The sequence below is a fragment of the Lentibacillus kapialis genome (genome assembly GCF_014646635.1).
GTDB classification, from domain to species: Bacteria; Bacillota; Bacilli; order Bacillales; family Amphibacillaceae; genus Lentibacillus; species Lentibacillus kapialis.
The window spans coordinates 13048-36453 of sequence record NZ_BMNQ01000029.1 but is presented as its reverse complement, the minus strand read 5'-3'; the positions used below and the strand labels follow the sequence as shown (position 1 = coordinate 36453).

At 38.2% G+C, this 23406-nt stretch carries 19 protein-coding genes and 1 pseudogene; 1 reads left to right on the top strand and 19 read right to left on the bottom strand.

Going from position 1 to position 23406, the window contains the following annotated elements; genetic code table 11:
- Positions 1-17: 17 nt before the first annotated feature.
- The 5 genes from IEW67_RS10695 to IEW67_RS10675 form a co-directional block, all read right to left on the bottom strand.
- A complete protein-coding gene (locus IEW67_RS10695; protein ID WP_188633062.1) occupies positions 18-356 on the bottom strand; it encodes a DUF948 domain-containing protein in 339 nt (112 codons plus the stop codon).
- A 61-nt stretch (positions 357-417) separates the two neighbouring features.
- A complete protein-coding gene (locus tag IEW67_RS10690) occupies positions 418-819 on the bottom strand; it encodes a DUF948 domain-containing protein (protein ID WP_188633061.1) in 402 nt (133 codons plus the stop codon).
- Between the two features lie 166 nt (positions 820-985).
- A complete protein-coding gene (locus IEW67_RS10685; protein WP_188633060.1) occupies positions 986-2470 on the bottom strand; it encodes an efflux RND transporter periplasmic adaptor subunit in 1485 nt (494 codons plus the stop codon).
- Positions 2467-3141, bottom strand: a complete 675-nt coding sequence (locus tag IEW67_RS10680; RefSeq protein WP_188633059.1) for a hypothetical protein — start codon at positions 3139-3141, stop codon at positions 2467-2469. The genes IEW67_RS10685 and IEW67_RS10680 overlap by 4 nt, the downstream gene beginning before the upstream one ends.
- A 122-nt stretch (positions 3142-3263) precedes the next feature.
- Positions 3264-4433, bottom strand: coding sequence for a GNAT family N-acetyltransferase (locus tag IEW67_RS10675; protein WP_188633058.1), 1170 nt, complete (start codon positions 4431-4433; stop codon positions 3264-3266).
- Positions 4434-5756: 1323 nt separating this feature from the next.
- Between IEW67_RS10675 and IEW67_RS10665 the strand changes: the two are divergent.
- Positions 5757-7221, top strand: a pseudogene (locus IEW67_RS10665) (IS5 family transposase).
- Positions 7222-7242: 21 nt separating this feature from the next.
- Here IEW67_RS10665 and IEW67_RS10660 read toward each other — a convergent pair.
- The 14 genes from IEW67_RS10660 to IEW67_RS10595 form a co-directional block, all read right to left on the bottom strand.
- A complete protein-coding gene (locus tag IEW67_RS10660; protein ID WP_188633056.1) occupies positions 7243-8037 on the bottom strand; it encodes an alpha/beta fold hydrolase in 795 nt (264 codons plus the stop codon).
- Between the two features lie 8 nt (positions 8038-8045).
- Entirely contained in the window at positions 8046-8624 is a 579-nt protein-coding gene (locus IEW67_RS10655; RefSeq protein WP_188633055.1) for an amino acid synthesis family protein, read from the bottom strand.
- Between the two features lie 25 nt (positions 8625-8649).
- Positions 8650-9318, bottom strand: a complete 669-nt coding sequence (locus tag IEW67_RS10650) for a GntR family transcriptional regulator (RefSeq protein WP_229671748.1) — start codon at positions 9316-9318, stop codon at positions 8650-8652.
- Between the two features lie 124 nt (positions 9319-9442).
- Positions 9443-10417, bottom strand: a complete 975-nt coding sequence (locus IEW67_RS10645; RefSeq protein ID WP_188633053.1) for a TAXI family TRAP transporter solute-binding subunit — start codon at positions 10415-10417, stop codon at positions 9443-9445.
- A 20-nt stretch (positions 10418-10437) separates the two neighbouring features.
- Positions 10438-12357 (bottom strand): TRAP transporter permease, encoded by a 1920-nt coding sequence (locus IEW67_RS10640; protein WP_188633052.1) that lies wholly within the window; start codon positions 12355-12357, stop codon positions 10438-10440.
- 570 nt (positions 12358-12927) lie between these two features.
- Positions 12928-14319 (bottom strand): NAD-dependent succinate-semialdehyde dehydrogenase, encoded by a 1392-nt coding sequence (locus IEW67_RS10635; protein ID WP_188633051.1) that lies wholly within the window; start codon positions 14317-14319, stop codon positions 12928-12930.
- Positions 14320-14686: 367 nt separating this feature from the next.
- The gene (locus IEW67_RS10630) at positions 14687-15817 is read right to left on the bottom strand and encodes a zinc-dependent alcohol dehydrogenase family protein (protein ID WP_188633050.1); all 1131 of its coding nucleotides are present in this window, start codon (positions 15815-15817) and stop codon (positions 14687-14689) included.
- A 68-nt stretch (positions 15818-15885) separates the two neighbouring features.
- On the bottom strand, positions 15886-16608 hold the full coding sequence (locus IEW67_RS10625) for a GntR family transcriptional regulator (RefSeq protein WP_188633049.1): 723 nt from the start codon (positions 16606-16608) through the stop codon (positions 15886-15888).
- A 27-nt stretch (positions 16609-16635) separates the two neighbouring features.
- Positions 16636-16860, bottom strand: coding sequence for a tautomerase family protein (locus IEW67_RS10620; protein ID WP_268238664.1), 225 nt, complete (start codon positions 16858-16860; stop codon positions 16636-16638).
- Positions 16861-16914: 54 nt separating this feature from the next.
- Positions 16915-18435 carry a xylulokinase gene (locus IEW67_RS10615; protein WP_188633047.1) on the bottom strand — a complete coding sequence of 507 codons (1521 nt, stop codon included), beginning with the start codon at positions 18433-18435 and terminating at the stop codon, positions 16915-16917.
- Positions 18436-18442: 7 nt separating this feature from the next.
- A complete protein-coding gene (locus IEW67_RS10610; RefSeq protein WP_188633046.1) occupies positions 18443-19465 on the bottom strand; it encodes a zinc-dependent alcohol dehydrogenase in 1023 nt (340 codons plus the stop codon).
- A 57-nt stretch (positions 19466-19522) separates the two neighbouring features.
- Positions 19523-20962, bottom strand: a complete 1440-nt coding sequence (locus IEW67_RS10605; protein ID WP_188633045.1) for an FAD-binding oxidoreductase — start codon at positions 20960-20962, stop codon at positions 19523-19525.
- A gap of 79 nt (positions 20963-21041) precedes the next feature.
- Complete coding sequence (locus tag IEW67_RS10600; RefSeq protein WP_229671746.1) at positions 21042-22535, bottom strand: tripartite tricarboxylate transporter permease; 1494 nt, start codon at positions 22533-22535, stop codon at positions 21042-21044.
- Between the two features lie 24 nt (positions 22536-22559).
- Positions 22560-23042: a tripartite tricarboxylate transporter TctB family protein gene (locus tag IEW67_RS10595; protein WP_188633044.1), complete on the bottom strand. Its 483-nt coding sequence runs from the start codon at positions 23040-23042 to the stop codon at positions 22560-22562.
- Between the last annotated feature and the right edge of the window lie 364 nt (positions 23043-23406).

Here is a 23406-nt window from a genome sequence, read left to right as displayed (position 1 = left end):
CCCTGCCACGAGGGGATTTACTTTTCATTCTCAGTTTTTTTATGGCGCTTATTTATACTGAACCTGGCCAGAGGGGTGGTTAATTTTCTGGACATCTCACCCACATCATTGGCCATGTAAAACAAAGGACTTAATGTGCGCAGTTTATCGTTCACTTCTGAAATCGTAACATTTGTATGGCTAAGCATTTGGCCTGTTTCTCTGAAAATATCATCCAGCTGCTGTGGCATCTGATCGACCGTTTTCTCGATTCCCCGAAGCACGTTAGCCAGGTTATTCAATGTCCAAGCCGCATATACGGCAATCACAAGAAAAGCTATTCCAATCAGTACGACACCAATTCCGGTCAAACTCATAATTATCCCTCATTTCCCCGTTTTTTTTTTTGAATTTGTTGATCATTTCTGTGAGTCATGTTCATGTCACTTTTTTATAAAGTTTATATACGACATCGGCCCATTTGATCGATTGCGTCACCCTGCTTCGATTCTTTGAGGTTGTATATGATGAGGCGTTCTTTGCCTGCTTGTTCACAAATCGGCTTCCCTCATTTATGGAAATGCCCAAATTTTCAAGCGTACCAAACCAATCATCCACAGCATTGATTTTATCTTGCAGGTCGTCTACAGTATAACCTGTTTTCTCCACCGTTTCACGCAATTCCGGTGTAATATAATGCAATTTCTGTTCCACTTCGTTTAGCGTTTGACTGAGGCTTGTCATCGTGTCTGCTGCGCGTTTTAATACAAGGGAAGCGTAAGTGACTACAAGCGCAAACGCTAAAGCGATGATTAAAACACCTATGTAGACTAAATCCATAAGATATACCCCTCCTTTACTGTCAACATACCGGATAGTTCCATTTCAGTATGGCTGCTTTCAATTGGAAGAATTGCTCTAACATCATCCTCAAACCCCTGTTAATTAGAAAAACAGGTATAATCCATAGCCAAAATGCAACATTCCTTGTTTGTTTTTTCCCTGTTTATCTCGACAATAACCCTATAATCATATAGCGTTTCCAGTTTACATTATCATATTTACTCAAATCTTGCCATTCTATGTCATCAAGCTTCAATGGCGTAATAAACACGGCACCATCACGAAATTGACTGTTATCTGCTTCAGCAACCCATTCACCGGGAGCTGTGCCCTCTGTCATCTCAACCAGATCATCCATGTGAATGCCTGTCTCGACCTGCTGCTTAATTAGCAGACCTTCGCTTGTCATTTTCCATAAATGACTATTGAAAAGCTGTTTTCGCTTTACAACGGTTGCCTTTTTGGATTCATCGGTTATTATCGTGACATCTGCATGATAACCGGGCAATAAATGATCCATACGGGATTTTTCCTCTTTAGCCTGTTCAACTGATTCAGTGTCTGGTGGTGTGGCTCCCCCCCCTGATTCAGGGGATTCTGACGTCTGATTTGAATCTGCAGCTTCTTTGATTGAAACTGCCCCGTCAGTCTCACGCGCGCCCTCCTGGTGACCATTTTCCTCTGTCTCTTCTTCAGGTGCGGGGTCAGTCTGTCCTTCAGATTCTTCCGCTTGCGGCGCGCTTTCAGATTGTGCCGACTGATCATTTTCTGCGGGCTGATCGGATTCATCCTTTAAACCCGCCTCAAACGCGTACTGACTCGAGCCACGGATATTAATGTTTTCAGGTGAATCACTTATAGCATCCAAGGTTCCCGTTAAAACAGCTTCATTTTCCCTGATATCTACCTTTACAGGCATCTTCTGTTCAACTGCCATTCGCTCCGTTTCTGTTAACTCACCTTCTGCCTGCAGCTGTTTACCCCAAATGGTCACAACAGGGTTATCGAGTGAATCAGAAATAGCTCTTACTTTTCCTTGATAGGGACTTTCTACCGTAATCGTCTCACCGTTCGTCTCCAGTTCGGATATCTGTGCCTGTACACTCTTCAATTCAGCTTCCTTCTGAGCAAGTTCTTTTTCCTTTTCAGCCAGATATTGTTCTTTCATATAGTTGGCATCAACCGATTTACGCGTCATTTCCAGCGTACCCGCTTCATTATCAAACTCGGTATCCGTGTCAGTTTGCGGTATACGATAAGCTGATATGGAGGCAATCGCCGATTCAATTGCCTGAATTTCTCCGTTGAGTTTTTGTTGTTTACTTTCCAAATCCGCCATTATTTCAAAATAACTGTCAACCCGGTATGTGAACAGCGGATCACCCGTTTCCACGTCAGCCCCTTCTTTAACAAGGAATTCCTGAAAACTCCCTTTTTCCTGAGCAAAGTAGACATTTTTCTCTTCAGCAGTGGCCAAAACCGCGGTTGTTTCGATTGTCTCGTACATATCTTTTTCAACAGTTTCAGCCCAATCCCGGACATATGTCAACCGCGAGACACGGTCTTTATCATCAAAATATACAAGCAAACTATTAATACCAATAAATAACACAGAAACTGTCAAAATAAGTTTTTTGCGACGACTCATGCAAACCACCCACTTACCAAATGACTATCCAGAAATGCCAGTGCAGCTGTACCGATCCAGTAAAAGATATGTATAAAAATCACACTCAGCCAAATCCAAGGCTTTTTAACCGGTGACAGATAGTTTAAAAATTTCACCTGAAACCAGATAATCCACAGTTGAAAGAGTGAAATAGCACCGAAAAAGACAACGACCCACAGCGTATCGGTGACATATGAAGCTATAATACCAAACGACCATGGTGATACAAACCAGTCCAGCCCACCATAAACGGCCAGTGGTATCCACAAGACCCGTTCAGCCAGCATGACAAAAAGAACAATTTGCTGCAGGATGATGATTTTTTTAAAAGGGATATCCGTAAATGAGTAAAAGAATAATGATGGAATAAATAGCACCAATAAAGCAAAAACGACGGCAAATACCATCCGTCCCAGCACGAACCAAACCTTGCCCGCCTCATATTCAAATGAAGTCAAAGATATTGCCTCGGCAGAAATCATACCTGACCCAACACCAAGGAGCGCCATCCAGGCATATACACCTGTACTGCATAGGATCAGCAACAAACTGATTTTCCACAAATTTTTCAGAGCCTCTGCTTTTTTCAGCCGGAATAAATGATCATCAATTGGAAAAAAGAATTTTACAGGATTTACATGATAGAGCATGAACGACATTCCTTTAGTAAATAATGGTTGTTACCGTTTTACTGTCTATTTTAACGTAATATATGAAAATATCACACTAATTTCAATGTTTTTTGTAATAAAAGCTCGTATTCCCCGAAAACTCAATAAAAATCCGGGAAATATGTTTGCCGATGCGGAATGATATTTTCCAGCTGGTGAACCTGTTCCCACCTCCCTCGGAGCAGGTCTGCAGCATAAAGCTCGAAAGGCCGCTTATAGCCCATCAGCATGGAAGTGAGCTGTTGCACGCTGCAGTCAATACCTTCATCTTGTCTGATGTTCCATGGCATACAAGTCACATTTATGCCGGTTTCTGTCCGTGATAGCTGATAGTCACCATTGTTTTCCGGCAAAAAATCATCTGTTATATGTAAAGTCACCGCTTCAGTGAGTTCTTTTATGAATGGGTATGCTTGTAAGAATGCGTGAACATCGACAATGCGCGCCATAAAGTACGGAGTGATTTTTTGCTCAAACCGGGGTTCATCGACAAGCAACGTCAGATTGTCATTTTCCGGCACGGTCATTTCAACTTTTTCCGCCATTGAATCATGATTCGCAATAAATTGCAGGAGTAATTTTTGCGCATTAAGCGTGGTAAAGGCATGTTCATGAACGGTCACTTTTTCGTCTTTCACGTTATAAAGAATATATCCCGCCGTATTACCGTTTTCTTCAAAAGCAGCCGCTTTATGCCAGTTTCCGCGTAACACCCGCTGTTCCCACCATTTTTCATCACGGACAAGCGTCCCGTTAAAATTTTTGGCGTATTCGCTATAAACCGTATGTAAAGCATTGATATCATCTTCAATACGCCGAACATAACCGGAAACTTGCCATTGCCGCTTTAATACAGTGATTGGTATGGTGTATGTCTTTTCCGAAAATGTATGTTCCCAGCCGTATTTCCGGTAAAAAGCGAATGAAAACGGGTGCAGAAATGAGAGGGTTTGTCCGTGTTGACGCATATGATGTAATGCATGATACAGCAAGTCCCTCACAGCTCCCTGTCTGCGATACTCAGGCCACGTCGCTACAGAACTGATGCCACCCATCTCAAACGTTCTCCCGTTGATATAGCACGATAGGGGGATGAGGTGCAGTTTGGCAGCCAGCTGATCATTTGCCATCCATCCCCAAATGATATGGCGCTCTGCTTCTTCCTTTTTCTTATTTAATGCATCTTTTGTTAAATCATATTGGAACGCAAATTGCGATAAGGCAAAAATATTGTCAGCATCTGTTAAAGATAATCGTTTAATATCTGTCACTATGGGACACCTCCTGCCTATTTTCGTTATGTTCATGATACAGGGAATCACCATGAAATGAAATGCTTATACGGACAAAAACATAAACGATTACTTTACTGAAATGAGACTCTTTTCGTTATACCTTGGTTTTTCCCACTGCAATTGATAGAAACCGCGACAAACAAGTAGCGTTCGTTTGCAGCATTTAGCGAGAATCTCTAATGACACAGCTGGAATATACTCTCTTTCCGCGGGCTCACCAGCCGCTCTATGGTGCGCGGCGTGTATTTCCGCAGCGATTTTATAGCACTCAACCATTATCATTGTGTCGTATTTTATAGAATTTGTTAAATAAGGTTTCACTCTTGAGATAATAGAAATGGCAACATTTTTTTAGAAAACCGCTTACTGAAAAAGCATTAAATTAAAAAAGCTCTCTTCCCCGCACAGGAAAGAGAGCTTTGACACAGCATGGTTGCTTTGAGAACTGGTATATACTTTAAAACAGGGATTTAAAGGTACTTTTGTATATTTCTTGTATATTACACATGTTTATCACAGGTTTTTTTAAGAAATTTAAATATGATTACATGTCCACTTTGTGCTTTCGTCTAATATATTTTTAAATTTTCTACAAAAAATGAAGAGCACTAGTACCGGAAACCGTATCAGGCTATAAAAGTTGTTTAGGTGAATATTATCGATTCTGCTTCAGTTCATCTCAAATTGTTTCGATACGGACGTTACCAAAATTGTGACCGGTTATAAAATGAGAAATATCTTTTAAATCCGATATATTAAACTGTACTATAATTAACCAACAATATTGGGTGAGAAAATGAAAATGCATTGTCCTGTTTGTGGGGAAATTTATAAAAATGATGATGTGGTTTTGCTGGATGAAGGGAATGGCACCACACACCGTAAGTGTTATAATAAGAACTCCGAGCAAATTAAAGACGTTGGGAGTTACAGAGAGATAACAAACAAATATGATTTTTTTGAGAGTGTAAGAACCCCGTAATGACGGGGTTTTGTTTTTGCCATTAATCAATCACTAATTCCTTAATTTGGGGCGTCCTTCCTTTCTCAGGGTTAATCCTCGGTTATTATATTAGTCTACTTCTGGCCAGGCATAACCGTCAACTTTCGGTCGTTTTGGCTTAGCGAAAACACTGTAACACTTAATCAGTTCTATAACTATTATCAGAATAACTAGGGACTGCTGAACAAACAAAAATTCACTCATAACAAGGAATTCAGACGATTTATGTCGAATATAGATGCAAGGACTTTTCTAAGATTTACTTAAAAACCCTTTGCACTTGGAGGCAATGAAGCATGTATAAAATGACCGAAAACCAGCTTGTTTTACCAGAGGACTTTTTCCTTCCATTTGGCGGCAAATTGAATAAAAACAATCGTTGGGTCAAACTTGCAACCCTTATTCCATGGTGGACATTCGAAGAGACCTATGCCAATACGATGAAACGATCATCCCGTGGCCAGCAGGTATTCAGTGTTCGTATGGCTCTCGATGCGTTGTACATTTAACAACGCAAAGGGCTAAGTGACCAGGATACGGTTGAAGTGTTCACGGAAATCCCCTATCTTCAATACTTTATTGACCTGCCCGAATTTCAGGAAGAGCCTCCTTTCGACGCTTCCATGATGACGCACTTTCGCAAGCAGCCTGATGCAGACATGATCAATCAATTGAACGAAGCAATCGTTATGGAAGAACTGGGAAGAAATCTGGAGGTTGATGATCAGGGTGATGATTCAGATGATAACGATGCCCCACCATCGGGGAGTTCATCCACAAAAAACGCTGATTCGCAACCAAATCATGATCAGTCCGCCAATCAAAGGAAGTTGCTTCTGGACGCGACTTGTTCGCCTACAGATATCGCCTATCCAACGGACCTTGGTCTTTTAAATGAAGCACGTGAAAAATTAGAACATATCATTTATGTGCTGCATGCACCGCATCGCGGAAAGAAGAAAAAGCCCCGCACATATCGTCAGAAGGCCCGAAAAGTGTTGCCAAACAGCGTAAACCAAAGACCAGAAAAATGCGCAAAGCGATTGGAAAACAGCTAGGATTCGTTGAACGGGATTTAAAAATTGTCTCCAAACTCAAGGAAGAGAGCCATTTATCGTTATTGACAAAGCAGGAATACAAGCAATCTTGGTTATTAGTGAATTGTGCCGTCAGCAGCGTGACATGTATGATAAACGCTCAAAGCATATCGATGATCGGATCGTCAGTATTTCACAGCCCCATGTACGTCCGATTGCGCGCGGCAAGACCAAAGCCGGCACGGAATTTGGCGCCAAGGTTTCCGTCAGCTGGATGAACGGCTATTCATTGATGGATAACCTTGGCTGGGACAACTACAACGAAGGCACGACGCTTCAAGAGTCTGCCGAAAGGTATAAAAGCCGGTTTGGTCATTATCCGGAAGCCATACTTGCCGATCAGATCTATCGAAACCGTGAGAACCGTCAATACTGTAAGTAAAAAGGGATCCGTCTCAGTGGTCCTGCCCTTGGACGTCCATCGAAAGATAAGGCCCAAATACAAAAACAACTGGTCAAACAGGATGCCGCGGAACGAAACGAAATCGAAGGCAATCGCCACTATGGAATGGGGCTTATTTTCGCACGCCTTCAACAAACAAGTGAGACGGTCATTTCCATACAACTGCTGGTGATGAACCTGGAGCGCAGACTCCGCCTTCTTTTTTATCATTTTTTACTACGATGTTTTGGAGTTTCTGCAGAACTAAAATGGGCTGTTTGAAAATCGTTCAGCAACCCCTAACTAGTTAAAATTATTTTCATTCAAAAATTTTAATAAGTGATGCTCAAGCTCTTTTTTCCCTTCCATGGGCAGCATATGTTTAACAAATGGAACAATCACAACTCTGGAATTGTGAATCTTTTCCCCAATTTGCATGGCCATGTCAGGGGTGGACCCTGTATCCTTCTCACCAGTTACAATTAAGGTAGGAGATGTGATCGAACCTAACTGGTGCCATAAATCCTGATCTGATAAAGCAAACAGTGAATATGCCTTTAAATATGCCTCTGAGTCATTATTCTCGAGAGTTGATCTTACTTCATTTACTAAATCTGTGTTAACAAGAGCAAAATATTGGGTAAACCACCTGGAAAGTGCGGCATCTATAGTTGATAAATGTCCGTTCTCTTTAACTTGTTCCACTCTTTTCATGATATTTTGTTGTTGTTCCTCATTTCTATTTGCAACAGCGCTCATAATACAAAGAGAAATTACTTTTTCGGGGAAACGTATAGCAAATAACTGAGCAACCATTGCCCCCATTGAAAATCCAACTATATTGACTCTTTCAATTTTCAATTCCATGAGTAGCTGATTTAGTTGATCAACGAAATGTAATAATTGGTAGCTTCCATCAGGATTTTCTGATTTCCCATGACCTAACATATCGTAGGCTATCACCTTATAAGAGAGAGAGAGAAAGTCAATTTGATGACGAAACATGGTGTGGTCAAGACCCACACCATGTATTAATATAACAGGAGGTCCATTTCCTTTCTCAATAAAGTTAATTCTTCTTATATAACCTTCACTCATATACTCACCTAATCCAATCCCATTTCTTTCATATCCGTATGTCTATCTCCTGTTCTTGGATGTGGTCGTCCTCCATTGGCAGCGCCGATTGCTACTACGATCTCGTTAGATCTCGGAGCGTCTGCCAAGTTTACCTCAAATGTAAGATAATGAGACCGCTTAGATTCATCAGTTTTATGGACCATAGGGATAGTTATATTTGAACCAGGACCTGCACGTTTATTTGTGAAACTTAAAATACTCGTACCATTTACAGCATCTCTAAATTTATTTCCAAACTTCAAAGTATGAATATATGCTGAGGCATGCTCTATCTCCCCTTCTACTCCCACCGTCGCAGCCTTTCCAAATGCCTGAACCTCCTCAGGTCCACCAATTGTGTCTAATAAGTTTTTAACTAACAGTTCACCCAGCTCAGGTGCATACTGATTTATTTTAGGTTTTAAATCTTCGACAAAACCTTGACCACCCCATGGGTTCTCAATGACAGCTATTGCCGCAACCATTTTAATGGGTTCCTCAACTGTTTTTCCTCCCTCAATCATTGTTTCCTCTTCAACCGTTAAAGTCTTTCTAACTTTTAACATAAATATAAACCTCCTTAAAATATTCCTATTCATATAATTCCTTAGCTACTCCTTTTTTGAGTACCTGGCCACTAGCCTTTACATGTTCACGCATATACTTTTCAGCTTCTGCGGGATTTGAACTTTTAATTGCCGCTAAAACCCTTTTATGCTCCATTATTGATTCTTCTAACCTATTAGGTTGTTCAATACTTAAATGAACATATCTATTATAAGAAATTTGATTTAGCAGTGAATTAAGAAAAAAATTCAATTTAGAGTTTTCCGATTCAGCTCTGATGAATTTGTGAAAATTATCGTTTGCTTCTACAAATATATTGTAGTCAGAGCTTTCTAATGCATCTTCCATCCTTTTAATCGAATGTTCCAATTGCTCTATACCTGTATTGTTCTCCTTTTCAGCTAACAATTTCGCAGCAAGACCCTCTAAAACTTCTTTGACAGCAAATAGTTCGGTCAATTCCTTTTCTGTAGGCTTAGTAACACGAGTCCCTACACGGGGCTTCACTTCTACTAACCCTTCAATACTAAGTCGTTTAAAGGCCTCTCTAATAGGTGTTCTGCTAACCTCGTAGTACTCTGATAGTAAAGCCTCTGATAATTTCTCGCCTGGTTTATATTTGCCCTTTATTATCGCATCTCTTATCGCATCCGTAACTTGTGTTGTTACGCTTGAAGTGGTAATCGAAACCAAGAAATACACCGCCTATAGTATTTTGTATTAATAAATTTAACTTCAAGTTAGAAAAGTTCATGTTGATGAGACAATATCTCTTTTTGTTTTTCAGAAAGAGATGCCCCCTTTATATTCATTTTAACTACTCCATCATTCCTGTTTCTTTGAAATATTTTTCTGCACCTGGATGAAGTGGTGCTTGAATTCCTTCAGTTGCTAAATCCCGAGTCAGATTTTCAGTAGCTGGCAATTCCTCTTGCAATTGCTCGAGATTCTCCCAAAATGTCTTTGTGAATTCATATACTACTTCTTCAGAAGCACTCTCATCCACGTAAAGCACAATAGGGAAAGCTACAGTTTCAACATCCTCTGTTTGACCTTCATAAGTATCCGCAGGAATTGTTGTCTTAACAACTGAATTATTTAAATTCTCGATAAACTTATCCGCCATTTCGCCTTCAATAGAGACCAAGTCTATTGGTTTAGTAGAAGCAGTTTCAATCAGTCCCGAATGAGGTACGTTAGAAAGTAGAAAGACAGCATCTTGTTGATCATCTCGAAGAGCTGCGGCTGCATCGCCCGTTGATTGCACACCAGCTTCAATATCTTTTTCTTTAGAAAGGCCAATTGTATCTAAATAAATTGAAGCAACATTATGCGTAGCCTGTCTTGGAGCGCCCATATTAAACCGAGTTCCTTCTAAGTCTTTATAGCTTTCAATGTTTGATTCTGCCAACACTGCAATTTGCACCGGCATTATGGACGCATTAAACAAGGCACTTACATTCTTTTTTTCTTTACCTTCATATACGCCTTCCCCTGAATAGGCTAGATTATATTGGTATAAGTTTTGCTGCGCTACGTCTACATTTCCGCTTTCTATTAAAGAGAAATTTTCTTCATATCCACCTGTAACTTGAGCAGATAAATTCAGTATATCACTATTTTTATTTATAACGTTACTTATTGAAGAACCAAGAACATAGGGACTCGATCCGGAAGAAGAGGTTCCCATCGCCCATTGGGTAGTGTCCCCATCTTCAGCGTTTCCATCGCTTTCCGAGCTACAGCCAACTATAAACAATAAACCAACCATCAGTAACAGATATTTTTTCAATTTAATTCACTCCTTACTTTTTATATAGTATTTTCATAACCTTTAAACGCAGTGTTTTTTAACCCCATGTATTGATAGAAGGTTATTACTATTATACCTAGAACGCCTATGATGGTTAAAATTGTGTTTGGAAATATTGTACATATTGAAAAAACAATTAGCCCCCCTCTTTCTATCCAATTAGATTTTCTCAACCACCAGCCTTGGATTCCTCCTGTAATTCCTATTACTGCGATTAAAGCGGTCATAAATGTTAACAAAATATTGCTCCAGGATCCTTCAAACAATAATGCAGGTTGAAAGACAAACGCATAGGCAATAACGAAACTTGGTAAAGAAAATAAACTTGCCGCAATCGCCGTTTTAAACCAGTTTGCTTTTGCAATATTCGAAGCAACCACCGCAACTATTGCAATAGGTGGAGTTGTTCCTGATTTAACTGCAAAATAGAACAAGAATAGATGTGCAGCTAATACTGGAACTCCAATATCCACTAAGGCAGGCGCTACAAAAAGTGCGGACATCAGATAAGCTACCGGGGTGGGCAAGCCCATTCCTAAAATAATGGAAACAACCATTGCGGCAATTAATGTCAAGAAAATGTCTCCACCGCTTAGACCTATAATAATTTCGCTAAGTCTTGCACCAATTCCGCTAAATACTACAACGCCTGTAATTATACCCATAGTTGCACAAATGATTGCTATTTCAATCGCTCCGATTGCGCCATCAATTAATATCCTAATAAAATCAGTAAATTTTAAACGAGTTTCTTCGCGAAGCATCGCTAGCAAGAGTAATGAAATGATTGCAAAAAAACCAGCTTTCATAATTCCCATTCCATCAAATAATAAGAGATAAACCAAGATTCCAACTGAGATTAATAGATGACCTTTCTCTTTAAATGCTTTTTTAAAGTCAGGCAATCTATCTTTGGTTAATCCTTTTATATTAAATTTTCTTGATTCAAAATCGACAACAGTCAAAACAGAAATAAAATACAAAAGAGCAGGAATTGTCGCGGCTACAACTATATCCACATAAGGTATCCCGGTCATCGTTGCCATTATAAAAGCTCCAGCACCTAATATAGGTGGTAATATTTGCCCTCCTTCAGAGGCAACTGACTCAACTGCACCAGCGATGTGAGGCCTGAACCCTGACTTTTTCATCACAGGTATAGTTAATGACCCTGTTGATACTACATTCCCTACTGAACTACCTACAACAGACCCCATCCCTGCACTTGCTATAACTGATGTTTTTGCAGACCCACCTACATACTTTCCAACCAAAGCTTGAGAGGCTTTAAGGATAAAATCTCCTGTTCCGGTCTTCTCCAAAACAACACCAAAGAAGATGAAAATAAATAGATATGTGGCTGAGATACCCAGAGCTACACCAAAAACCCCGTCCGTAGTATAAGAAATCAAGTATACGAGTCGTTCAATACTCATACCTGCGTGCTGAAAAGGGCCTCCAAGGTTATTTCCAAAGAGTCCATAAAGCAGCATTAATATACTCAGGATAAAAAAAGCTTTGTTGATTCTAAATGCTGCATATAATACCAGAAGCAATATTACTGTAGCAGAGAGTTTTTGTTCCAAACTCATTGTAGTAGGTCCCATAATAGATAGGATTTCATAATAATTAAAGATGACATAGCCAATTGAGTACGCTGCCAAGGTCAAAAACAAAAGGTCCAGCCATATTAGATGTTTATTAACTTTACTCAAGGGTTTAGTTATAGTCAGAAAGATTACTGCAACTAGTAATAAATGAATAGAGTAATGCACAATGGCAGTAATGAATATACCTGAATAGGCAGTATACAAATGAAATATTGATAAAATCACTGCTGAAATAACACCAATATACTTTAAAATTTTCGATTGCCATGTTTTTTCTAAACTGTCTTGGTTAACATTCTGTGACTCCAAAAGTTTTCACCTCACTTCTTATAGCAACAATAGTGAATCCGTTTACAAAGGTTTTTAAGTTCCTTGTACCATGTAACATGTTACATGGTACGTTTAAACTATCACGGATATTGACTGATTGTCAAGACTATTAAGAAAAATCGTTATTCCAAAAAGTGAGTAACTTTAGTGAATAGTCCACTCTATATAGGTTTTTTTCTACACAAAAACCTCCCGCAGAAAAAACTAAAATAATTCTACGGGAGTTCTTATGCACTTTATAAATATACCAAGGTGTCTATTATTCAGATATAAGCTGCGCCTTAATTTTAATACAGGCTAATAATTGACTAGGAGGTCAAAAATAACTTTAATATAAAGATCTATAGGCGGCTTACATCAAGCCATCCTTACTCGACGGTTTTATTTAGTATTTCTTGGATTCCTCATTTTTCTCATGTTGTATTATTAGGTCACTAAAAACACGAACTTGTCTTCAACCCATTTTCGTGTTTTCATTGAAATTTGTGAGGTTTTGAAACCTCACATAAATTATCTTAGATAAGAAATTCATTTTTAGCTGAACAGCTCTTACAATCCTCCAACAGACAAATACTTTGTTTCCAAATAAGGTTCAATACCTTCTATGCCACCTTCACGTCCTAATCCGCTTTCTTTCATGCCACCAAATGGTGCGTGTGCGGCAGACGGGGCACCATCGTTCCAGCCAACAATACCGAAGTTTAAGTTTTCGTGAAGAAATGTTCCTTTTCGATAATCATTGGTAAAGAAATAGGCAGCTAATCCAAAAGGTGTTGCATTGGCAATCTTCACCGCTTCTTCAACTGATTCAAAGGTTGTTATTGGGACAACTGGTCCGAATGTTTCTTCCTGCATCATTTTCATGTTTTCGTTTACATTTTTGAGTACAGTCGGATGGATATAAAAATAACCTGCTTCTCTGTTGGCATTAAATTGATTGCCACATAACACCTTTGCTCCTTTTTCCGTGGCGTCCTCAAGTTGTGAAATTACCTTGTCATAGCCTTTTTCATTAATCACAGGTCCAACTTGTGTCTGTTCTTCTATACCATTCCCTACTGTTAGTTTGCTAACTTCTTTGGTTAACTTGTCGGAGAACTCCTCAGCTATATTTTCATGTACAAACACGCGATTCGCACATATACACGTTTGACCGGCATTTCTGAACTTGGAAGCCATCGTTTGGGCGACAGCAAAACCAAGATCCGCATCTTCTGCGATAATCAGTGGGGCATGCCCGCCTAATTCCATCGAGACATGTTTCAATGTATCTGCACTGTTTTTAATAAGATGCTTTCCGACTGGGGTGGACCCTGTAAATGTAATTTTGCGCACGTATTCACTATCGGTGAACAGTTTCCCGACTTCATTGCCATACCCGTTTACACATTGAACTGCATCTTCAGGTATACCAGCCTCATGTGCCAACTCAATAAATTTAATTGTTGTCAGAGGGGTTTCCTCTGCTGGTTTCACCACGAACGTGCATCCTGCAGCGAGTGCCGGCGCAGCTTTTCTCGTCATCATGGCCGCAGAAAAATTCCATGGTGTAATGGCTGCAACAAGTCCCACTGGCTGAAGCGTGACAATTATACGTTTGGATTCTGTATTGGCCGGGATGGTACGACCATAAATACGTTTTGCCTCTTCTGCATACCATTCGATGTAACTGGTTGCATAATCCACTTCACCTAAGGACTCTTTGATGGGTTTCCCACTTTCCAGCGTCATGACTCTGGCAATATCTGTTTTATTTTCCTGGATTCGATCGGACCATTTTTTTAACAATCTTGACCGTTCATGTGCATTCACTTTGGACCATTGTTTAAATGCTGAGTGACCTTTTGACAATCTCTCAAAAATTTCTTCCCTAGTATTTATTCTTATTTCATCAACAAGCTCTCCTGTTGCAGGATTTGTCACCCGTAGTGTTTCCGGCATGTATATTACCCCTTTCTGCTAACCAATCAAATTAAGTAAATGAGTCAAATGACATGTTACCAGTAACTCCCTCCATATAATCCACTTTGCTGAAGACTCTTTCCAGTATATACAACCCCTGTTCTAATATTTTATCTGTTATACAAGTGGTGCAAGTTACCGAACAACATTCGAATTTATCCCCGCTGAAAGAAGTAACAATCTGCTTTGACTCACTAGCTTCCACAATTGCAAGATCTGCCATTGCACCAATTTTGCGTGTTTCTCTAAAGAATAGGAAGAACCCAGAATTTTGATGAAGAAGGTGGGCTAGCCAACCTTCTTGAGGGGTATTAAACTTTTTTAGCCTTCGTATTTTCTTCGTGATTTATTTACTTAAATCAATTACGATCCTAAGTGCCTCACCATTTTCTAACTTATCAAAACCTTCATTAATCTCTTTTAGTGATATTGTATCTGTATGCAACTCATCAACCGGAAGTTTGTTTTGTCCGTATAAATCTATAAATCTGGGAATATCCCTTTGAGGAACACAACTTCCAACATACGAGCCTTTTATACTTTTTTCTTCAGCGGTTAAAGTAACATATGGAAAAGAAAAAAACTGTTCTGGATTTGGCAATCCAGTTGTAACCGTTGATCCTCCACGTTTCGTTATACCATATGCAACTTCCATTGCAGCGATTGCTCCTGCTGTTTCAAATGCATAATCTACCCCGCCTATTGATGCTTTAAGAACTTCATCTATGACTTTCTTATCTTTAGAATTAAATGTATCTGTAGCCCCTAATTTCTTAGCATATTTCAATTTTTCATCATTAATATCAATTGCAATAATATGGCTGGCCCCCGCCGCAATTGCTCCCATAAGAGCGCTCAATCCAACTCCCCCCAGACCAACAATTGCAACGGTGCTCCCAAACTTAATATCTGCAGTATTTGTAACAGCACCAACTCCTGTAATCACCGCACAACCAAACAAAGCTAATTTATCAAAAGGGATATCATTATTTACTTTTACCAATGAATTTTTATTCACAACCACATAATCCGAAAACGCGGATACACCTAGATGATGATATATATCTTTACCATTCTTGTGTAAACAAATATTTCCATTTAGTAATGTTCCGTCATTATTAGCTTTTCCACCAACTTCGCATAGAGCTGGCCGCCCCTCACGACAAGATAGACAATTACCACAACTTGGTACGAATACACAAACCACTTTATCACCAGGGACAAAATTGTGAACACCCTCACCAACTTTATCCACTACACCTGATGCTTCATGTCCTAATGCCATTGGTGTTGGACGTGGGCGAGTTCCATTAACTACGGATAAATCGGAGTGGCATAAACTTGCTGCTTTAATATTCACTAAAACCTCGCCTTCTCCCGGAGGATCAAGATCCAAGGTTTCAATTTTAATTGGTAATGATTCTACATATGGAGACGTAGCCCCGGACTCTGTTAGTACAGCAGATTTTACTTTCATATTTTCACCCCTTAAGCTAATAATAAATAAAAACTAACTAATTAAAGCTTAAAAATGACTGACAATCTTTAATCTCTGTATAATGTTATCGCATAAGAATATTGATCCCCTCTAAAGTATGAAGATAGTAACTCTAAAGGCACTTCATTCTTATCGCATGATATTCTTTCAAAATAAAAGAACGGTAACTTTGGCGAAATATCCATTTCATTTGCTATTTCAGGTGCCATAATAGCTTCCATTCTTTGCTCCGCTTTCTTAAGCGGAGTACCATTTTCTTCTAAATAGGAATAAAAGGATCTTTGATTCAAGTCAATACAATCAAGATTAGGCACTCGATGTACCGGTACTATTAAACTTTGAAGCGCAATAGGAATATCATCAATATAGCGAATGCGTCTAATATAGTAAACCTCTTGGTTTGATTTCATTAATAAAATGTGCTGTTCTCTTTGAGTTGGCAACCTTTTATGAAATTTAATTATTTTAGATCCAGGAGTATATCCTTTTTCTTTCATGTCTTCGTAAAAACCATTTAACCTGTTTAGGTTCCTTTCCAACTTCTTTCTAGACACGAAAACACCTTTTCCATGTACCCTGTATACCAATCCCTCATTAACCAACTCAGTAACTGCTTGTCTTCCTGTCATACGTGATACATCATACTGCTCAACAATCATATCTTCTGTTGGAATTTTGGAATTAATCTTGTATTCTTCATTGAGAATCTTATTTCTAATATCATCCGCAATCTGCATATAAATCGGAATATGATTAGTAAGCATCATCATGACTCCTATAAAGTATATTATCGATTATCATAAGTTTTTATCCTGCAAACGAGATACTAAGCTACCATTTTTAGCATAATTACTTTTTGTTAAATCCTCAAAGAAAATAAAAACTTTATCCTGGGGTACTTTAGCAACTCTCTGAAATGATGATGTTACTTCTTCAACAATTTCTTGTTTTTGGTCTTCTGTCAAACCTTCTAATATTTCTACATGAATAAATGGCAATGTTTTACACCTAACCTTCCTTATATACCTTTAATTTTAGTATTCAAATATATCAGTGAATTATATCTTGAATAAAATTTAGATTCTTTCTTGAATATTTGTTAGTTTATGTGACAAATCCTTAGTATTATTGTAGAACTCACGATATATCTCAAATAATTCGTTATATTTATTAACTGCATCCTTCTTTGGAGTTGCTCTATACACTATTTTTTGTGCATTCTCTGTTGCCTCTTTTAAGCATTCGAACCAGCCTACACTTGTTGCTACAATTAAACAAGTTCCAAAAGAAGAATCACTGTTTTGAGGAACTTCCATTTCATTATTCATTATATTAGCCATGATTTGAACCCAAAGTTCACCTTTGCTTCCACCACCAATAATTTTAAGCGGAGAGTTCACATCAAATGGAAATTCATCAGAAGCGTCTCTTATTGAATATCCTACCCCTTCTAAAATTGCTCTAGCAAAATGTTTTCTCGAATGTCGAGCTGTAATACCAAAAAAGCTTCCTTTTAAATAGGGATCCCAATGTGGAGACCTCTCTCCATTTAAATAAGGATGAAAAATTAAACCTTCCGAACCCGGGGATATATATTCCATTTTCTTATTCATAATATTATATACGGAATCATGACTAGCATCACCTTCTGTTTCTTTTAGGAACCCCTCTTTAAACCATCTGTACGATGAAGCCGCAAAATTTGTGGCACTGTTTTGATAGTACAGGTTATTAATCACATGATGATATGTTGTTATTTTAGAATTCCTAACCTTATTTTGTGTGGAAATGGAAAAATTTCCGGCAGTAGCGAGCTTCACTAATCCTGATTTTTCAGATACTACCCCGCTACCATAAATCTCAGCAGCCGTGTCTGGCACTCCGATAATAATCGGGATTCCTGGAGGAAGATTTAGCGCTTCTGCCATTTCAGGGATTAATTCCCCTGACTGTTCCATTGGATCACAAATATTAGGAAGAACATCGGAATTAAGTGATATTAATCCACATAATTCTTCAGACCATTCTTGTTTATTAATGTTATACAATAGCGTTCCTTCGGCCTCAATATAATCTGTTGCCATTTCACCTCCAAAACGATAACGAACATAATCTTTCATAAGTAATATGTGTCTAATGTTTTGGAATGCTTTGGGTTCATTTTTCTGTATCCAACGTAAATGACATAAAGTCCATGTTGGTGTTGGTGCATTTGATGTCAATTCAAAAATACGTTCACCATATCTTTCAGATAACTCCTGAGACTCATCACCACTTCTTTGGTCATTCCACATAATCGGGTTGCGTATTACTTGCTCATTTTTATTTAGCAACACCGCAACATGGTGAGGGGCTGAAAAACCTATTCCTTTTACCTTTTTTCGTTCATCAGCTGTAAACTTTGACAATACTTCTTGACAAGCTTTAACAGCCGATTCTATCCAATGATCTGGGTCCTGTTCTACCCAACGTTCTTGTGGGTAGAATGAATGGTAGGGTGCGTAAGCTTCTGAAACGACTTTTCCATCTGATCGTAAACATGTTACTTTACACCCTCCAGTACCATGATCTACCCCCAATACGAATTCCCTTGACATAAGCAACCTATCCTTTATCAATAGTAATTAATACTTTCATTACTGATTCACCTTGTTCAATCGGCTCAAACCCTCTCGAAACAGCTTCATCTAAGCGAACAAGGTGCGTTACAAGATTCTTTGGAATGAATTTATTTGTCTTTATCAATTCCAATGCTTCAACAAAATCTTTCCTTGTATAAACACGTGACCCGGTTACATGAAGTTCCTTAGCCAAAATTCTATACGTATCAACCTCAAGTTTTTTCTTAGCCATTCCACCTATAAGAACTGTACCTCTTGGTTTAGTAGTTTCAATACAATCTGTTAAACCAAAAGCTGTACCAGTGGCTTCAATAGCTACATCACATCCATATCCTTCAGTAATAGATTCTAAAACACTTGTAACATCCGTTTCTTTTGGATTAATCGTCTTAAAACCTAATTCTTGAGCTTTATTTAAGCGAAAATCATTAATTTCAGATATATATACGTCTGCGCTTTTTGATCTAGCAACGGATGCAGCAATTAATCCAATAGGGCCACCACCCACTACCAAAACAACATGGTTTGCAGATACATTAGCTTGTCCAGTCATATGGACACCAACAGCTAAAGGCTCGGTAAAAGCAGCATCTCTCAATGTAACATTATCAGGAATTTGTATTACTTGGTTTTCAGAGACGCTTACATACTGTGCCATACCACCATTTTGATCTATACCGGTTAAATTTAATTTAGTGCACAAATTATAATCACCTGTTTCACAGGCTGGGCATATACCACAGGTAATAAGTGGCTCAACAACCACGCGATCGCCTTCGTTAAATTCTGATTCAGACGATCCTACTTGTTCAATTATACCACTGAATTCATGTCCTATTGTTATAGGAGGTGTGACTCTTGGATAACCACCATTCCAAATAAGTAAGTCAGAACCACAAATACCTGCATATGAGACTTTTATAAGCACTTCACCTTGTTTTATTTCCGGTTTTTTTACGTCCCGCACACATAAAGTTTTATTACCTTCATAAACTAAAGCTTCCATTCATAAGACTCCCCTTTATTATGTCTGATCCAACACCTAGATGCCGGATTCCACTTTTCACCAAATACCAAAACCTAATTTTCCTGGGTTCATAATGCACTTTGGATCTATTACCTTTTTAATATCCAATAATACATCAAAAGAATCACCGTACTGCTCATGCATTAACCAACCTAATTTAAATCCTATTCCATGATGTTCGTTAAGAATAGCACCATTTTCTAAATTTATACGTGAGGATTCAGCAAACATTTCATTGTATAACCGAAACGCTTCTTTAGCGTCCTCTGGAGGATTTTCAACATAAAACCGGTCATAAATCATAGTTCCCCAAGAATACCAATGAGAGAAATGGGCCGTATACTTGGCATTCCATTGTTTATATTTTTCTTCTATCAATTTCTTTTTCTCAATATAAACTTTTTCAATATTATCGTAAGTGGTAACAGTTTCTGGTGTTCCATAAAGTAACGGGTATGCAGGGTGAACAGGCGGTTTATAAGCAACATACCTTGTATCCCACCAATGCTTTCCTAGCTCAGTCCCTAAGTCTTTTCCGCCGTTTTCAAGACAAATATTAACGGCTTTTTTCATTTCTATTTCTGCTAGTTCTTTATATCCATCAAACATCAACACCATGTAGTTTCCATCCAGGTCGACACCTGTTGTTTTTAAAGATTTTTCCGTAGAACCTGGGTCGTACAATCTGATAACAGCTGGTTTTAACCTGCTTATCATAATTTCTCTACCCGCTTCAAGACCTTCATGTATTGTAGAAAATTGAATCATGCGAAACATTCTTGATTCTGGTAAAGGATCTAACCTCATCCTAACTTTTGTAATAACACCTAACGTCCCTTCTGAACCAACAAAAAGTTGAAGCAGTCCTGGACCACATGCGTGGTTAGGGGTCGTTAGAGTATCAATAATTCGTCCATCTGGTAAAACAACCTCTACAGAAAGTACCATATCTTCAGCCTTACCGTACTTGGTAGACATAACACCTGAACCTCGGGCTGCTATATATCCTCCTAAAGTACTTATGTCAACTGAGGATGGATAGTGAGCTAACATTAATCCTTTTTCGTTAAGATAATCTTCTAACACCCTTCCGTTAATTCCTGTTTGCGCTGTTAATATTAAAGACTTTTCATCAATATCTATTACTTTATCCATCCGTGTTAAATCAAGTACAATTCCACCATGAATGGTAGCAGCACCACCAGCTGTACCTGATCCTCCTCCCCTTGGTACAACCGGTATTTTATAAGTGTTACAAATACGCATTACCTTGGATGTTTCTTCTGTAGCACCCGGGCGCACTATGAATGATGGCAGGGTTAAATCCTTACCTTTTTCTTTCCACATATGAGTTAACCAATATTGATCAATTGATAGCTCCTCTCTTGTTTCTTCTACAGTTATCACATTTTCTAACCCTACAGCTTCTTCCAGCTCAAAACGAAACATTTCCAATCCATAATTGTCTAATTTCATGTTATTCCTCCTAGTACAATTTCTATAGTTGTATACACGTATATACAACTATAGTTTTATAATTCGATAAAGTCAACATTTAAACAGGTGACTTTGATTTATTGGAAAAATAGGTTTTAATTAATGGCATGAAAAATGTAGCAATTGCCAATATCATAAATACTAATGAAATAGGATCCGTGAAAAACACCAACCAATTACCGTTAGAATTTATTAGAGCTTTTCTAAGATTAGGTTCAGCTATTGGACCAAGCACAATCCCTAAAAGCATTGGTATTATTGGAAAGCCTAATTTCGACATCATAAATCCTATAGCGCCGAAAACTAACATTACTTTTGCATCAAAAACAGAATTATTAACGGCAAAAGCCCCTACAAAACATAATGTGATTAGTATTGGTATTAAAATATTCATGGGAATAGAAGTTACTTTAACAAATAATCGTGCAGCTAATCTTCCTTGTATAAACATTATAATATTTATTACTAGTAGACCTACCATTATCGCATACATTACATCTGCATGATTGGTAAACAATTGTGGACCAGGATTCAACCCTTGAATTAGAAGGGCTCCAAGTAAGATAGCTGTTACTGTATCACCGGGTATCCCTAGAGTTAGCAAAGGTATTAGAGTTGCACCAGTAACACCGTTATTGCCTGCTTCACCAGCGGCTATACCTTCTAAAGATCCCTTACCGTACTCTTTTTTATTTTTTGAACTTCTTCTAGCCTCATTGTAGCTTATAAACGATGCCAAAGGAGCTCCAGTACCAGGTATCATTCCTATAAAAGTACCAATAAAGCTCGATTTAACAATAGCTCTCCAATATTTAACCATTTTTTTTATTGGAGTCGGTCTTTCTTTAATTTTATTTTCTTTTCCTTGTAATTTAACATGAGCATTTTGAGAGCGAATTAATATCTCAGATATGGCAAACATCCCGACCAATGCTGGTATAAGGGCAATACCTCCTAGCATATTAATGTTGCCAAAAGTAAATCGAGCAGATCCTGTTATTGGATCCATCCCTATTGTTGACGCTAACATACCTAAGGCTCCCATTATGACCCCTTTAACTATTGACTCAGCACTAACTGCCGCTATCATTGTTAGACCAAAAAGAGCAATAGCAAAATACTCTGTTGGGCCAAATTTTAATGCGAATTGTGCCAATTGAGGCGCTACAAATAATAAAATAAGAGTACTTATAATGCCTGCACAGGCTGAAGCAAACACCGTAACATGTAATGCTTTTGCGGTCATTCCTTTTTTAACAAGCATGTCACCATCATCTATTATTGCTGCAGAAGCAGGACTACCTGGTGTTCTTATTAAAATCGCAGGTATAGAGGCTCCATAAATACCACCACAGTAAATCCCTAAAAGAAATAACAGACCTGTAGTCGCTTCCATTCCGAAAGTAATAGGTAGTAAGACAGCTACTCCCATAGTAGCTGTTAAGCCAGGTATAGCCCCAAAAATTATACCTAAAGATACTCCCACAGTCATAAATAAAATATTTTTGATTTCAAGAACACTCAACAGGCTTTGTAGTAGTAGATCTCCCACTTTATCCCCCCTTTTTTAATATTATTATGGAAGTTGAACATACAATAAATTCCTAAATATATAGTCAACTATAATAACAAAACTTATTAAGATTAGGTAAAAATACCATTTGCGCACGGAAAGAACCCACATAATAACAGACATAGTAATAATTGTAGATAAGATAAAACTTAAAAATTCAACTAGCACAAATATATAAAGTAACATCATTAAAAAAACAAAAGCACTTGCCAGAAATCTTCCTTTCTTACTGTCGTTTTCTACATATTCAAATTCATCATCTGCTTCTATTTCTTCTATGTTAAAAATTTTAGGAAAGAAAGATTTAACAAACTGTATAGCACTTAAAACGATAATAAGAATAGCTAAAATTCTAGGGAAAAAATCTGGACCAACTTCTCCTAACCCTTCACTTCCTTGAATTACATAGGGAATTGATAAATATAAGGTAGTACCAAAAATTAATAACGAAAGCGCAGTATATCTTTCACGTTTCATTTCATTCATACTTTTCACTCCGCAATATCTTCTTTGATCTAATAATAGAGAATTTTCGAGGCGTCGAATTTCGCTTGTTTTTCCATTTCTTGATGAGAAGAACACTTTCTTCTGTCGGGGGATGCGAATTCCGAGAAGCATCCCTAGTCCACATGTATCTAAAGGCATTATCTCGTTGCTAAAACTGCGCCGCCTCGAAATTCTCGGACCTTGTCTTCCTCTTTTTAAATACATGCTAATATCATTTTTATAGTAACTACATACATTGATTAAATGAAATCAGGAATTAAGGTTCATCCTTAAGCCTGAACTACTTTTCCCACTGACATGTCAAGGTTCAAAAACTCTTTTTCAGTTTGAACTCTATCACATG